Origin of the sequence: Pseudanabaena mucicola FACHB-723, from assembly GCF_014696385.1 — a bacterium.
Classification (GTDB): domain Bacteria; phylum Cyanobacteriota; class Cyanobacteriia; order Pseudanabaenales; family Pseudanabaenaceae; genus Pseudanabaena.
The window spans coordinates 1-11,285 of record NZ_JACJQB010000065.1 but is presented as its reverse complement, the minus strand read 5'-3'; the positions used below and the strand labels follow the sequence as shown (position 1 = coordinate 11,285).

Annotated in this window: 14 protein-coding genes and 1 pseudogene; 3 read left to right on the top strand and 12 right to left on the bottom strand. The window is 42.4% G+C overall.

Features of this window, described 5'->3' with window-relative positions:
- The 3 genes from H6F41_RS17695 to H6F41_RS17685 form a co-directional block, all read right to left on the bottom strand.
- Positions 1-626: transposase (locus H6F41_RS17695; protein WP_190404785.1), on the bottom strand; the 626-nt coding region annotated here is incomplete at its 3' end.
- A 186-nt stretch (positions 627-812) separates the two neighbouring features.
- Positions 813-2,252, bottom strand: coding sequence for a mechanosensitive ion channel family protein (locus tag H6F41_RS17690; RefSeq protein ID WP_190404784.1), 1,440 nt, complete (start codon positions 2,250-2,252; stop codon positions 813-815).
- Between the two features lie 57 nt (positions 2,253-2,309).
- Positions 2,310-4,436: an adenylate/guanylate cyclase domain-containing protein gene (locus H6F41_RS17685; protein ID WP_190404783.1), complete on the bottom strand. Its 2,127-nt coding sequence runs from the start codon at positions 4,434-4,436 to the stop codon at positions 2,310-2,312.
- A 355-nt stretch (positions 4,437-4,791) separates the two neighbouring features.
- Between H6F41_RS17685 and H6F41_RS17680 the strand changes: the two genes are divergently transcribed.
- The gene (locus tag H6F41_RS17680; RefSeq protein ID WP_190404782.1) at positions 4,792-5,700 is read left to right on the top strand and encodes an IS982 family transposase; all 909 of its coding nucleotides are present in this window, start codon (positions 4,792-4,794) and stop codon (positions 5,698-5,700) included.
- Between the two features lie 53 nt (positions 5,701-5,753).
- Here H6F41_RS17680 and H6F41_RS17675 read toward each other — a convergent pair whose 3' ends face one another.
- The 5 genes from H6F41_RS17675 to H6F41_RS17655 all read right to left on the bottom strand — a co-directional run bounded on the left by H6F41_RS17675 (position 5,754) and on the right by H6F41_RS17655 (position 8,603).
- Positions 5,754-6,164, bottom strand: coding sequence for a hypothetical protein (locus tag H6F41_RS17675; protein WP_190404326.1), 411 nt, complete (start codon positions 6,162-6,164; stop codon positions 5,754-5,756).
- 69 nt (positions 6,165-6,233) lie between these two features.
- The gene (locus H6F41_RS17670) at positions 6,234-6,617 is read right to left on the bottom strand and encodes a hypothetical protein (protein WP_199288830.1); all 384 of its coding nucleotides are present in this window, start codon (positions 6,615-6,617) and stop codon (positions 6,234-6,236) included.
- Positions 6,618-6,786: 169 nt separating this feature from the next.
- On the bottom strand, positions 6,787-7,602 hold the full coding sequence (locus H6F41_RS17665; RefSeq protein ID WP_190404781.1) for a hypothetical protein: 816 nt from the start codon (positions 7,600-7,602) through the stop codon (positions 6,787-6,789).
- A 122-nt stretch (positions 7,603-7,724) separates the two neighbouring features.
- On the bottom strand, positions 7,725-8,150 hold the full coding sequence (locus tag H6F41_RS17660) for a nuclear transport factor 2 family protein (RefSeq protein WP_190404780.1): 426 nt from the start codon (positions 8,148-8,150) through the stop codon (positions 7,725-7,727).
- A 99-nt stretch (positions 8,151-8,249) separates the two neighbouring features.
- Positions 8,250-8,603: a VOC family protein gene (locus H6F41_RS17655; RefSeq protein ID WP_242023104.1), complete on the bottom strand. Its 354-nt coding sequence runs from the start codon at positions 8,601-8,603 to the stop codon at positions 8,250-8,252.
- Positions 8,604-8,950: 347 nt separating this feature from the next.
- Here H6F41_RS17655 and H6F41_RS17650 point away from each other — a divergent pair, with 347 nt between their 5' ends.
- Complete coding sequence (locus H6F41_RS17650) at positions 8,951-9,340, top strand: VOC family protein (protein WP_190404778.1); 390 nt, start codon at positions 8,951-8,953, stop codon at positions 9,338-9,340.
- A 228-nt stretch (positions 9,341-9,568) separates the two neighbouring features.
- Here the strand turns inward: H6F41_RS17650 and H6F41_RS17645 are convergent, their stop codons facing one another.
- Positions 9,569-9,727, bottom strand: a complete 159-nt coding sequence (locus H6F41_RS17645; RefSeq protein ID WP_190404777.1) for a hypothetical protein — start codon at positions 9,725-9,727, stop codon at positions 9,569-9,571.
- Here H6F41_RS17645 and H6F41_RS19430 point away from each other — a divergent pair.
- Positions 9,722-9,856, top strand: a pseudogene (locus H6F41_RS19430) (IS1 family transposase); the annotation flags it as partial. The gene H6F41_RS17645 and the pseudogene H6F41_RS19430 sit on opposite strands and share 6 nt — an antisense overlap.
- Positions 9,857-9,966: 110 nt before the next feature.
- On the opposite strand, the gene H6F41_RS17635 reads toward H6F41_RS19430, so the two are convergent.
- The 3 genes from H6F41_RS17635 to H6F41_RS17625 all read right to left on the bottom strand — a co-directional run.
- Positions 9,967-10,173, bottom strand: a complete 207-nt coding sequence (locus tag H6F41_RS17635; RefSeq protein WP_190404775.1) for a chlorophyll a/b-binding protein — start codon at positions 10,171-10,173, stop codon at positions 9,967-9,969.
- A gap of 139 nt (positions 10,174-10,312) precedes the next feature.
- Positions 10,313-10,771, bottom strand: a complete 459-nt coding sequence (locus H6F41_RS17630; protein WP_190404774.1) for a BON domain-containing protein — start codon at positions 10,769-10,771, stop codon at positions 10,313-10,315.
- A gap of 115 nt (positions 10,772-10,886) precedes the next feature.
- On the bottom strand, positions 10,887-11,285 hold a 399-nt coding region (locus H6F41_RS17625), incomplete at its 5' end, for a signal transduction histidine kinase (STHK), LytS (RefSeq protein WP_190404773.1).

Genomic DNA, 11,285 nt, shown 5'->3' with positions numbered 1-11,285 from the left:
CCCTGACTTTTGTCGTCTGCACAGATGGCTAAACGATTACCCTTCACAGCCATGATGAAGTCTTTTTTGACTCGTTGTTTAATGTATTGCATATTTTCTTTGCTGCTGAACCAACTATCTGTCAATACATAACTAAACTTCAAGCGATTCTGGCAGCAGACATGGAGCATCTTTCGCATCATCTCATTTTTACTTTCCTCAGATACGAATTTGACCTTACCTGTTTTGGGGTCGGTTACTTCTTTCGACTTGTGTACAATTTCATAAGCGACGGGTAAGCTGATGTCTTGGTTGTGGTAGATGCAGTTGAGGATGTTTATGCCTTTGATACTGCGGTTATGACTATGGTCAAAGTACCATCCGACGATTGTGTTTTCATCGCTGTATGGTTTTGGTTCCAGAGTGTCATCAAAAATTAATACCCCTTCTTCGCTTTCATACTTGCGGATTGTCGGTTTCACCAGTTGCCATAATTCAACTGACGCTCCTGTACATTGTCTCAACCGACTTGTAATTTGGTCATGGCTCAGTTCTCCCTCTAGTAACTCGGATAGTCCTGTTGCCGTTACTTTCTCAAAACTACTGATTAGGTAATCTGAGTATAGGTCTAAGAATTTTCTGTCCATATCTGTTTACCCATTTCTGACCCTATCTTTACTTTACTCCTTGTTCCTTCCACGTAACATCAGTTAATATTAAAAACATTGCGGTGGGGTGCACCGTGATTAAAGCTCATTGTGTTTCTAATGCAATAGCAGGATTAGCTGAGAAGCTTACACTATAAACGTTTACAGACTTAGTGATGGGAGTCTTCACAGTATTATAGAACTCACAACTCGGCGGCGAGTCTCCAGAATTTGACTAATTTCACGGGCAAAATTGGGTTGGCGATCGATCATTTGATTGACGGCACTTGCCGAAATCATCATCACTTCGAGATCATCGATCGCTGTCACGGAAATGGGGCTGACTTCCCCTGAAAATAGAGTCATTTCTCCAAAGAACTCACCCATCTTTATCGTTAGCATTTCGCGATCGCAACCTGTGCTATCTCGTACCGTCATCATCGCACTACCTGAAACCACGATGTAAAGCGAATTATTCTCATTGCCTTGCTTAATCACCTTTTCGCCTGAGCCAAAGTGCTGTAAAGATATACCTGTAGCAGGGACATCGGTATTATTGGACTTATCCAATGGTACAAACGAAGGTAGCGATTGCAGACTTTCGGTAAACTTTTTGGAAGTTCCCTCGGCGCGTGAGGTAGGTCCATGAAAATGATAGAGGGTACGAATGGGAAAGGGAATCGTCAGACTATTACGCTGGGCGGCATACCACAGCCGACTCATAAAGCGATCGCGGATTTCTTCTAATTCACTATAGTCAGCAATAAAAAATTTCACCTCATAGGTAATCGCGGAATCATCGTAGGAAATTGTAAAAATCTGCGGATCAGGATCTTTGAGAATACCTTGGGTTTCTAGGGCGGTATTGTGGAGAACGTGTTTAGCAAGGTTAGGCGGATCGTTATAGGAAAAGCCGACGCGAATCCTTTCAGCATGGAGAGATTGGGGACGACTGAAGTTACGGATAATTTCATTGCCCATCAGTTTATGGGGAATAATCACCATCTCACGCTCAAAGGTAATCAGGCGCACGGCTCGCCAATTAATATCAATCACCTGTCCTTGAATGTCGCCCACCTTCAGCCAATCACCAACGGAAAAGGGTCTTTCAAACAGAAGCGCAATGCCTGACATGACGCTACCGAGAGTATCCTGAAGTGCTAAACCGATGACGATCGAACTCACGCCCAGTGCCGTAACTAATCCCGCTAAGTCGGCATTCCAAACCGTCGCAAGGACGATCGCTGTGCCAAGTAGTACTAAAAACAGGCGAAATAAGTCGATTAATAATTTGGGAACTCTCGCTCGCCACGTGTCTGCCTTCGCTTGCTCAAAAATTACCGCATTCAGCAATGAAAGTGCCGCGTGGAGTACGCAAATCCAAAAGAGAGTTTGCACACTCTTCACCAGATCATCACTCGCAGGACGTTGCAGAACATACTGCACAAATAGCATGAAGGCAAACATCGGTAAGACAAGGTTCCGCACGACCTGTAAGGTTGCAGCAAGGGGACGTCGGCGATGTTGCAAGCGATAGATAATTTCGCCAAGAATAATAACAGCGATCGCTAGTCCGACAATTAAGGCGATCGCCCAAATAAAGAGATGATTAGAGCTAGTTTGCATAGGGATTTCGCGAATTTAATAAAATTAGTGGTGCAAGGTGAAGCATCGCAACACTTACTATTTGGGCTTTATTTGCCATGCTTTTAAAATATTTTTGCCATTCTCCACCTTCGAGGCGATCGGAATGAATTCATAGAGATCGCTTAAACGGTTATAAATTTCATTGGAGACTAAAATTGCACCTTCAGGGCAAGAGGATTTCAGCGCACTGGCGATATTAATCGTGTCGCCCCACACATCGTAAATAAATTTATTACGTCCGACAATACCTGCCACAATGTCGCCCGAGTTAATGCCTAAGCTAATGTTCAATTGCAAATTCCGTTCTTGACTGAATCGCCGCACGATCGCTTGCATCTCTAAACCAAAATCGATCGCCCGTTTATCATGGTCGAGATAGGGAACCGACAGCCCACACACCGCCATATAGCTATCACCGATGGTTTTAATCTTTTCCATGCCATAGCGTTCCGATGTTTCATCAAAGATGGTAACAATATCATTGAGAATACTCACGATTTCGTAAGCCGTAAGAGAATCAGATAGTTTCGAGAAGCCCGTCAAATCGGAAAATAGCACCGTCACATTAGAAACACTTTCAGCAATATTCTTTTCGCCCTGTTTGAGCCGTTTAGCGATCGCCGCAGGAAAAATGCTCAGCAATAACTGCTCATTCTCGCGATTTTTTTCCTCAACTAAATTGGTTTGATCGCGCAAACTCAACACCATCGCATTAAAAGACTGGGCTAATTCGCCAAACTCATCTTGAGTTTCTAATGCGGCGATCGCATCTAATTGACCAGAGGCAACCTTCCGCGCACTGTCAATCAATTGATTAATCGGTTTCACAAATACTGAAGCCATCGCCATTGCCAACAGAATCACAAACAACATTAACAAAGTCGCCGAGATTAATAGCTGACGCTCAAAATCATAGATTGGTGCATAGGCTTCCGCTAAATCTATTTCCGATAAAATCGCCCAATTCAATCCTTCTATTTGTAAGGGAGCATAGGAACTTAAGACAGGAATATCGCGATAATCCCGCACAGTTTTAATCCCTTGCTTACCTGTAATCGCCTCCTCAGCCGCCAAAGTCCGCACCTTCTGTTCTAAAATTGAGGTCTTATATTGACGAATCCGATTAATTGTTTCCTTATTTACGCCCAAGGCGGCGAGGGTTTGCAGATATTCCTCTGGAGTTTCCACTAAAAAGCGCGAAATTGATCGCATCAGATAATCCTGCCCGACTAAATATGTCTCACCACTTTTGCCTAAGCCATCACTTTCCCATTTACGATTCCCCGTCATCACATTATTAATCTCATCGGCTGGAACCTGAATCGCTAGAACACCAATAAATTTAGATTGTCCATTAGTTTGAATATAAATAGGAGCCGCAATAAAGGCAGCAGGCGCACCATAGGAAGGGGCATAGGATTCAAAATCAACAATTCTCGCATAATCGCGTTCCTTCGATCGCCGCACCGATGCAAACAATCGCGCCAAGTTGCTATCGTTATACGCACCAATAGTTAAACTAGTGGCAAAATCCGTCTCTTTGTAAACGGTATAAACGATTCGACCTTCAGGATCGATCAGAAATAGATCGTAATAGCCAAACTTCTCAATGATATTCCGAAAGATAGGATGATAGCGATCGTGAAGGCGGCTGTATTCACTGCCATCATTGGCTTTGTCTAAGAGATGTTTTTTGCCGATCGCATTACTATTGGCGGCGATGTAGTGATATTGTAGATAATTACTGGCGATTGATTCTGGCAAAAAGGAATTGAGAACGGGAGAACCTTGCTCTGTTTTCGCTAATTTAGGTAGAAATTCATTTTGGTAGTAGCTATTAATCTTGGCGGAAGCATCGGCTGGCAGCGTCACAGTGTCAAGCTGACGATAGGCATTAGTAAATTCTGTTAAAGCTAAGCCCACGGAAGGATCGTTACTGAGGGTTTGAATATGATTGCGAATCGTTTTGAAATAGGACTCAATTTGATAAGCCTTAGAAGCACGCACACTGGTTAGCTGATTAAAAGCGCGATCGGTCAAATTGGACTTGCCACTTTGATAGCCCAGATAGGCAGTCACCACAATGGAACTACTGCTAACCGTCAATAACATGACAATTAGTTTCGACTTGATACTCAGCCAATTGAATTTAAACCATTGCATATAAAAATCACATATTAGCTGCATCAAACTTGGCTTAGCAATCAGTAATTTATGATGGTCAGCGCAAAGCGATGCCTATCGTAAACCTACAATTTTGCGATCGTGATGCAGTATTAAGGGCAATGTATTTTAGATTGGAACTTTCTCAAAAAATGTTATTGGCTAACCTAGAAAAAAGAAGCGGGCAACAGTTTTGCTGCGAGAGTGTAAAGTGAGATGTGTAAAGTCTAGGATTTATAGAGAGGAATAGGAAGAACACACAATTACCAACACTAAAACAACGTGAGTTCGACGGAGTAGACACAAGCAAAAGAAAAGCTGAGACTAGGTTTGAAGCAAAAAAGGTCTCAGCAATATGAACAATATCGTATCGCACTTAGATATCACGCAAATCTTCTGTGAAGTAGATGATTTTTGCCAAAGTTTTGAAAAACACTGGGAAGAGCAACCAATGTTGCCATCAATGATAGGAGAAAGAAAAAGTCGTTCCAGAATGAGACTGAGTGAAGTGATGACGATAGCGATCGCCTTTCATGGGTCAGGATATAAAACCTTCAAAGAGTTCTATCCCCTAACTGTAATACCGTTTTGGCGAAAAGCTTTTCCGCACTTAGTAAGCTACACCCGGTTTGGCGAGCTAATGCCTTGGACAATGATGTTTTTATGTTGCTTTCTACATACCCGTAAAGGAGAAGGGACACAGACATTCACTGACTCCACGCCAATAAATGTCTGTGTCCCTTGCCGCGCCCATGCTCACAAAGTATTTAAAGGAATGGTCAATTGGGGCAAAAACTCAGTCGGATGGCACTTTGGTTTCAAACTACATTTGATTATTAATGACAAGGGGGAATTGCTTGCTTTCAAACTCACACCAGCCAATGTCGATGACCGTGAACCTGTGCCTGAGATGGCTCAAGACCTCTTTGGTCAATTGTTTGGTGACCGTGGTTATATCTCCCAAAAGTTGTTTGAGAAGCTCTATGAACAAGGTTTGCAACTGATTACCAAGCGCAAGAAAAATATGAAAAACTGTCTGGTCAAGTTGATTGACAAAATTCTGCTTCGCAAACGCGCAATTATTGAGTCCGTCAATGACCAACTCAAAAACATTTCTCAGATTGAGCATTCAAGACATCGCGGTTTTTTCAATTTCCTCGTTAATCTTCTTGCGGGCTTAGTTGCCTATACCTATCGCGAAACTAAACCTGCTTTAGATCTTCAGCCTAAAGGCTTGCCTGCTCTTCCTCCTGCCATCTTTTAGTTCGTCGAACTCACGTTAAAACAATTTGCCTGCGGTTCAGCATCATTAAACCCTCAGCTTGAAATTTGGAGTGACACCCTCCGAATTTTTGCAGCGATAAATGGGGATAACACTAGTAATACTAAACCAATGGGCATTAAGCCACCCTGTAGCAAATTATAGTCAGCAGCAATTTGTTCCCATGAATAAGCCAATACAAATCTTCCCAACCCGATCTCAAACAACACTGTCAGCAATAGCCAAATTAAACCAATACTCAGTAATTGCATAAATTTACTAACTTGAAGCCAACGTATGAATAACGTGGCGATTGTCACAATCAACAAAGAGCCAATCGCAAATGAGATTTGATGGGCAAGACTTTCCCCCAGTAATGGGATTAACCAGAATATTCGTGCAGTTCCATTTAGACTTTCGGCAAGGATAAACACTAGCCAAACTAAAATACTCTTCAAGATAATCATGGGGCGGCTCCTGATTACACTATGTAAAAACTCTGGGCGCTATCAGATCCCGATCGCAGTTTATAGTAGTTAAGCTTCCTTATTGACATCAAAATGCCTTAGCAAACTATAGACAACGGGTGATAAAACGATCCCCATGGCTAGGACAAAGACTAAACCACTAAAAAGGGCATAGGTAGAGGCAAAAATCTTAGCGTTGATATTTGGTAATGGGCTAATTGGTCCCATGCCACTCAGAATCATGGCAGCTTCAACCAAGGAATCTACCCAACTTAACCCAGCAAACCAGTGATAACCAATAACGCCTATTCCCAGCCCTAGTAGTATAAAAATTGCTGACAAGACAAGATAAGTGACAAATCTGCGGGCTAAAACCTGAATTGACTCTGACTGCTTTATTGACTCAATAAGGTTTGCCATGACATTCATGTAGGGAGATTTGTCAAATAGCATAGCAATGTCACGCTATCCGATCCATTTGCGATCGCATTTTGTAACGGTTAACGATTCAGCTTGGAAACTTAGGAATTACAGTTTGATGGGGTGAATTATTTTCGGAGAGCGCTTGGTTTATTTGTGATTCTTTTTGCGATCGCATAATTCTAGTGGAAATTTCCTCACATTAAAGTCTAGGAGGTACTGCATCAGAAATATCTGGCTGTCTCTTTTGATTCATGTTGTGAAGGGTGACAGGATCTGATGCCCGAAATCCAACTAAGCGATATTTTTTTGTGTATGTTGGTGCAATTTCTGGGGCTTCTACCCATTCATTCGTAGCCACAAAATCCTGTGCAGAAGTTCCGCTTAATCCAGTACCAACGGCTACACCTCGATTTGCACCTGCTACCGATTTAGAATCTTCCTCTCTAGCTTGAGATGATGCGGGCGCATTGGGAGCTTTTCGTAAAGTATCTAGGGCGATCTGAGATCGGCGTTTGATTGGCACAAATTTGACTTCGATTAAACCGAGATCGGGGTTATTGACTCCGCCATCTCGATCTAGTCCGAGATTACCTTCTTCTAAAACGATAAATTGCTTGGCGATCGCATAGGGTCTTTCTAAGGTGACACTGCGATCGCAGATCAAGCCGTCGATGATCGAAACACCATCAATTTTTACGCTAACGGCACTGGCATAGCTAGGCGAGTTAATTTCAATTTTATAGGTTTCGCGAATACCGACATTGATATAGCCTCTGGCATCGGCACGGCGAATCTTGCCATTTTGATTGATGGCGATCGATACGGGTGATTTTTCAGAGGTGTAAATTATTGGCGGTACTGAGGCTATTGTCTCTGGTTTACCTGAAATATTCTCATCACTTAGATGATTGGAAATTGCTGATGAGTCATTGCCACGGGCATAACCAGCAATAAAAGTTCCACCAACTAGTACAGCACCAATTGCTAAGATTCGCAGTCTTGATGAGGTAAACATATAAAAGCCTCAAGTTCCTATTACCTTCAATTTACGCTAAGTAATCTTGATATCTTTCACGGTTACAAATTTAGTAACGAAATAGTTTTGCGATCACAATTTGTAAGAAGGGTATGTGCCAATTAGGTGCGTTCCCATCGAAACTTGCGTTCAGACTCTTGAATCAGCAAATCATTAATGCTGGCAAACCGTCGCATCATTAGCCCATTGTTCGCAAATTCCCAATTTTCATTACCATAGGCTCGATACCAAGAACCAGCCTCATCGTGCCATTCATACTCAAATCTCACCGCAATGCGGTTGTCCATAAAGCACCAGAGTTCTTTTTTTAAACGGTAATCGAGTTCTTTTGCCCATTTACGTTTGAGAAATTCTCTGATGGCAGTCCGCCCACTAAAAAACTCATTTCTATTGCGCCACTCCGAGTCTTCGGTATAAGCAAGGGCAACTCGCTCTGGATCTCGACTATTCCAAGCATCTTCCGCCGCTTGCACTTTAATTTTGGCAGTTTCTAGGTCAAAGGGAGGCAGTGGTGGTTTGGTTTCCATGGTTAGACAAAACTCTGTATTGTTTAAGCGTATTGTACGCCTTAATCTCCCGATTTATATAGCATTCCTCTCCAATCTCTTCACAAAAAGGGGTATCGTTTATTCTTTTTCGCTTTTGACGCTATACCTTGGACCGATGAAACCAATGAGATTTCCATCTAGATCCTTTACCTGACACATGTAAGTTCCATCTTCCCGATCTAGTGGACCTCGATAGAGTTGTGCGCCCAGTTTTATTGCTAGTTCAAGCACGGCATCAAAGTCTGTAACTTGCCAATAGGCAACATGTCCTGCTGCTCCTGATGGTACTTTAATATCCGCGTCATGAAACCACACATCTTGATTGCCGATGCGTATGAAGAAGTGTTCTGGGTCTTCTAAGCATGTAATCTCGGTGTCAAACAGCTTTGAATACCATGCAGCAGCAACACGACGATCTGAAACAAAATACATGACTTCAGCAATATATTTAAACATGGCAATTACAGGGTATGTCGTGGCAAAGCTTTAGCTACTTTAACACCTTTAACTTTAGCATTTCTGTTTCTTTGCGTGAGTAAAGACTTTCCTTAAAGGCACTGGTCAGATAAATTTTGATCGATGTATTTACATCTTTTTTATCGCTATGAAATGGACGTTTCCGAACCAATTCCAAATTAGCTCACCAATGCCATAACATGTCGTATAAGATGGTTAGGCAGAATCTTGACTTTCAGCCTATATCTCCTATAGTTAAATTAGACAGAATCTTTCTGTCTAATACATAGTTAGCTTGACTAAACCAATGATTAGGAAAACTCATGAGTTTTAGCCGCATTCTTACAAACATTTGCTCTGACCGACTTGTTGAAAGCCGAGATTTTTATGTAAATTTGCTTGGCTGTGATGTAAGCTACGATAGTGATTGGTATGTTCAACTTCGTAGTCCGTCTAATGAAGAACTAGAGTTTGGAATCATTCTTCGTAGTCATCATTTAGTTCCACAAGAATATCAAGCCGATCCCTCAGGTATGTATGTAACTTTTGAGGTTCCCGAAGTTGATCTGGTCTACGAGAAGGCTATATCTATGGGGCTTCGCATAGTTCAGGAACTAAGAAACGAATTTTATGGGCAGCGTCGATTCTTAACTGTTGATCCGAATGGTTGCTTGATAGATATTTGCTCACCATTTAGTGAGGTAGAAGCATGAATGAAGAATACATCTGTATTGAGTTCGAGTAGTTTCAATCAATTTTCTGCTTTGATAGATAATAAGTACACGCCAGCCAGCTAAAACCCCAATTTACACCGACTGCTGATAGGTTATCGGGTAGAGTTCAAGGTTATTGTGACGGGTGATTGGAAACATTAGACCGCGGTGGCAAAGCTATTGATTTTCTGGTGCGAGGTTTTCCCCCTCAGCCTCGCTCTAGCTCTTTCAAGTTGATGTTAGATTTTTCTCATTGGGGTGATAGTGGTCTAACTTAGAGAGTTCGAGGTCGAGGTTAAACTCCGCCTCCGATTCCGTCGCAGCAGCATAAATCACTTTGAGGTCACCACAGACTTGTTTGCGTTTCGGTAGATTGAATGAAAACATGTAACTTTGAGAACGAGGACTAAGCATTTAGAGAGAAAGACAATTCGCTTTTCTAAATCCATTGTGATTCATGATATTGTCCTTGGTCTGTTGATCACTAGATATGATTTTTTGCCTCAAATTCATTGAATCTTCCAACAAATGTGACACATTATCGTTGATTGATTATAAACTGTAATAGCAGGAGTTTGTGAGGACGTGGCGAAGCCACGCCCTCACTTCAAAACCCAATGGCAAGTTTATGAAACTGGAATTACACCTGACGAAAGAATTCCCCAAAAATGGAGAACACCTTGATGTGTAAATAGTTCGATCACGATCGCTGAGACAAATCCAATCATCGCAAGACGACCGTTCCAGAGTTCAGCTTGTGGTGTAAATCCTGAAATCCAAGCATTGCGCTGCATAGCTTCTGCGGCTTCAGCTTGTGGTGTATTAGTCTGCATAGTAGTTCTCCAAATAATTGTTGTCTAGTCAATCGGATGACTTCTCAATAGAATTCCATGCCGATGATGGATATCATGTTGCAGAACGACCATAAATGTCTACTTAGCATGAATACTTCTCAAATGTTAATGAGAGCCATTAAGAAGCAACAGTTGCTTTAATAGTGACAGTCTTCACACCCTTGATTTCCATTGCCAAACTTTTGATTTTAGTAAGATCATCTAGCAAAGGAACGGTTCCTGAGACGACAATATTGGCATCTTTGGATTCTATAGTTAAGTTCCCTTTAGGGATATTCGCTTCCAATTTGCTCCGAACTTCACTAGCCAGATCAGTATCTGGTCGATTTGTTGAGTCACCCGTTGCATCATTGCGTTGCTCACGCGCCCGAATGTCAGATTCCAACTGCCTCTTGCGAGTTTCATCTTGAGCATCATCTACAGCCGCTTGAGTGTTTTGGGGTGAGGCGGTAGGGCTACTAGTACTGTAGTTTACATTAGGTGCAGGAGCTTCAGAAGTAGTTCGTGCATCGGTGCAAGATACTACTGTAACCATAAGAGAACTAGTCAGTAGTAGTGAAGCAATTTTTTTATTCATAGCAAGAATTCCTCAATTTAGTACAGTCTGTTTAGGGTTCATGTAGCATCGTAATTTCCCAAAAGATTGCGATGCAATCTTTTGGGAAATTGCTTTTAATTGGTGAGACAGTTACTTATCTCAAAGAGACATTACCTGTTGTCGTGGAAGTATTTTCAGAATTGTAAATACCCCATTCATGGATGCCGTAACGTTGGAAAATCGTTTCAGCTTGGCGAATCTCTTGATCCGTGCCGTCTACCATTACCAAGTAGTCTCCTTGCTCTACGCGATCGCTATAGATCTTGGCACGGTCTTTGGGAATACCCAAACCAACCAATCCGCCTACGAGACTACCTGCGGCTGCGCCGATCGCACCACCAGTGAGAGTTGTAGCCAAAGCTGTAGCTGCCGCACCAGCCAACATCACGGGGCCAACTCCAGGAATGGCAACAAGTCCCAAACCTACTAGCAAGCCAGTTAGTCCTCCAACTGCACCACCAGAGGCAGCCCCTGTAGCAGCCCCTTCACCCAC

Bases quoted from the DNA above. Each gene is read 5' to 3' on its own strand.
- H6F41_RS17665 (WP_190404781.1), bottom strand. From the start codon at position 7,602: ATGTTTACCTCATCAAGACTGCGAATCTTAGCAATTGGTGCTGTACTA.
- H6F41_RS17635 (WP_190404775.1), bottom strand. From the start codon at position 10,173: ATGCAGACTAATACACCACAAGCTGAAGCCGCAGAAGCTATGCAGCGC.
- H6F41_RS17675 (WP_190404326.1), bottom strand. From the start codon at position 6,164: ATGATTATCTTGAAGAGTATTTTAGTTTGGCTAGTGTTTATCCTTGCC.
- H6F41_RS17685 (WP_190404783.1), bottom strand. From the start codon at position 4,436: ATGCAATGGTTTAAATTCAATTGGCTGAGTATCAAGTCGAAACTAATT.
- H6F41_RS17690 (WP_190404784.1), bottom strand. From the start codon at position 2,252: ATGCAAACTAGCTCTAATCATCTCTTTATTTGGGCGATCGCCTTAATT.
- H6F41_RS17655 (WP_242023104.1), bottom strand. From the start codon at position 8,603: ATGTATTTTGTTTCAGATCGTCGTGTTGCTGCTGCATGGTATTCAAAG.
- H6F41_RS17670 (WP_199288830.1), bottom strand. From the start codon at position 6,617: ATGCTATTTGACAAATCTCCCTACATGAATGTCATGGCAAACCTTATT.
- H6F41_RS17650 (WP_190404778.1), top strand. From the start codon at position 8,951: ATGAGTTTTAGCCGCATTCTTACAAACATTTGCTCTGACCGACTTGTT.
- H6F41_RS17630 (WP_190404774.1), bottom strand. From the start codon at position 10,771: ATGAATAAAAAAATTGCTTCACTACTACTGACTAGTTCTCTTATGGTT.
- H6F41_RS17680 (WP_190404782.1), top strand. From the start codon at position 4,792: ATGAACAATATCGTATCGCACTTAGATATCACGCAAATCTTCTGTGAA.
- H6F41_RS17660 (WP_190404780.1), bottom strand. From the start codon at position 8,150: ATGGAAACCAAACCACCACTGCCTCCCTTTGACCTAGAAACTGCCAAA.
- H6F41_RS17645 (WP_190404777.1), bottom strand. From the start codon at position 9,727: ATGTTTTCATTCAATCTACCGAAACGCAAACAAGTCTGTGGTGACCTC.